The sequence below is a fragment of the Rubrivivax gelatinosus genome (genome assembly GCF_016583785.1).
GTDB lineage: Bacteria > Pseudomonadota > Gammaproteobacteria > Burkholderiales > Burkholderiaceae_C > Rubrivivax > Rubrivivax gelatinosus_B.
The window spans coordinates 1-1,324 of record NZ_NRRU01000215.1 but is presented as its reverse complement, the minus strand read 5'-3'; the positions used below and the strand labels follow the sequence as shown (position 1 = coordinate 1,324).

Here is a 1,324-nt window from a genome sequence, read left to right as displayed (position 1 = left end):
GCCCTGAACTCCACCTTGCCCGGCGCCGAGAGCGTGATGTTCCCGCCCTCGATGCGTATGGCCGCCCCGGCGGCGGTCAGCAGGATGTGCTGGGGTGCCGCGACCTTCACCATGCCATGGGTGCTGGTGACGCTGATGGCGCGGTCGGCGGTGAGCCGGGTCGCCCCTTGCTGGCTTTGCGTGTTCACGTTGCCCGTGGCGGCGTGCAGTTGGATGCCGGTTTCGGTGTTGGGCTTGCGCGGGTTCTGCGCCATGCCGTAGGTGAAGAAGACGAGGCCATCCTTGACGACGGTGGCGCTGTTGGCCTGCGCCAGTTGCTGCAGGTCCTGCCCGGCGACGAAGCTGGCGGTGTTGCTGGCGCTGGCGACGGTGTGCGCGGGTGTGCTGCTGGTGATGCCGCCCGGTGCGGCGATGACAACGTCCGGCCGCGCCAGCGTGGGCACGGCGCCTGCGCCGCCGCTGCTGCTGTCGCCGGTGGTGTCGCTGCCCTTCAGGCTCTCCTGGCTGCCGAGCAGGCCCTTGGCGAAGCTCATCGCCGCGGGCTCGGGCTCGCCTTGGAGCCGGGCGTCGTGCTGGTGCGCGCTGTCGGCCAGGGTCCGGGCCAGTTCGGCGGATTGTTCGAGCTGGGTCCGAGGCTCGCGGGTGTCCATCTGCATGGCACCGGCGGTGCTGCAGGGCTTGCCGTGCGCGCTGATCAGCAAGCCGCTGGCCGCGCGCACGGCGCCCCAGGCTTGCGTGGCCAGGTCCAGGCCGTGGCCGCGCGGCTGCTGGCGGCGGTTGTCGGTCTGCTGCAGCAGGTGGCCGATCTGCAGCCGCGTCTGCGCGCTGCTGCTGGACAGTTCGATGCGGCCCTGGCCCGGGCTGTCGTCGAGTACCAGCTGGTTGCAGCCGCCGCTGCCGCTGGCGCTGCTGGCGAGTTCCTGGCTCTTGTGGCCGCTGAGCACGGCGCCGTGCTGGTGCGCCTGCAGCCGGCCTTCGGCGGCCTCGCCAGGGAACCAGGCCGGCGCGCAGCCACCGGCGCCAGCGGCGCCGGCGCTGGCCTGGTTGCTCTGGGCATCGGGCCGGCCAAGACCGTTGTAGACCGCCCCCATCACCACCGGGCGGTCGATGTCCCCGCCGAGAAAGCCGACCAGCACTTCCTGGCCCAGGCGCGGGGTGAAGTGGCTGCCCCAGTTGGCGCCGGCCACCGCCTCCGACACCCGGACCCAGGTGCCGCTGGCATCTGACGCCGGTGCGTTGTCGCCTGCCGGGTGCGCCAGCCGGTGGCTGGAGCGCGTGCCGCGCTGCCAGTGGAACTGGATCTTGATGCGGTGGTCGCGGTCGG

General features: G+C 72.4%; 1 protein-coding gene. It reads right to left on the bottom strand.

Going from position 1 to position 1,324, the window contains the following annotated elements; translation table 11 throughout:
- A partial coding sequence (locus CKO43_RS25430) for a type VI secretion system Vgr family protein (RefSeq protein WP_200380413.1) occupies nt 1–1,324 on the bottom strand: 1,324 nt, incomplete at both ends.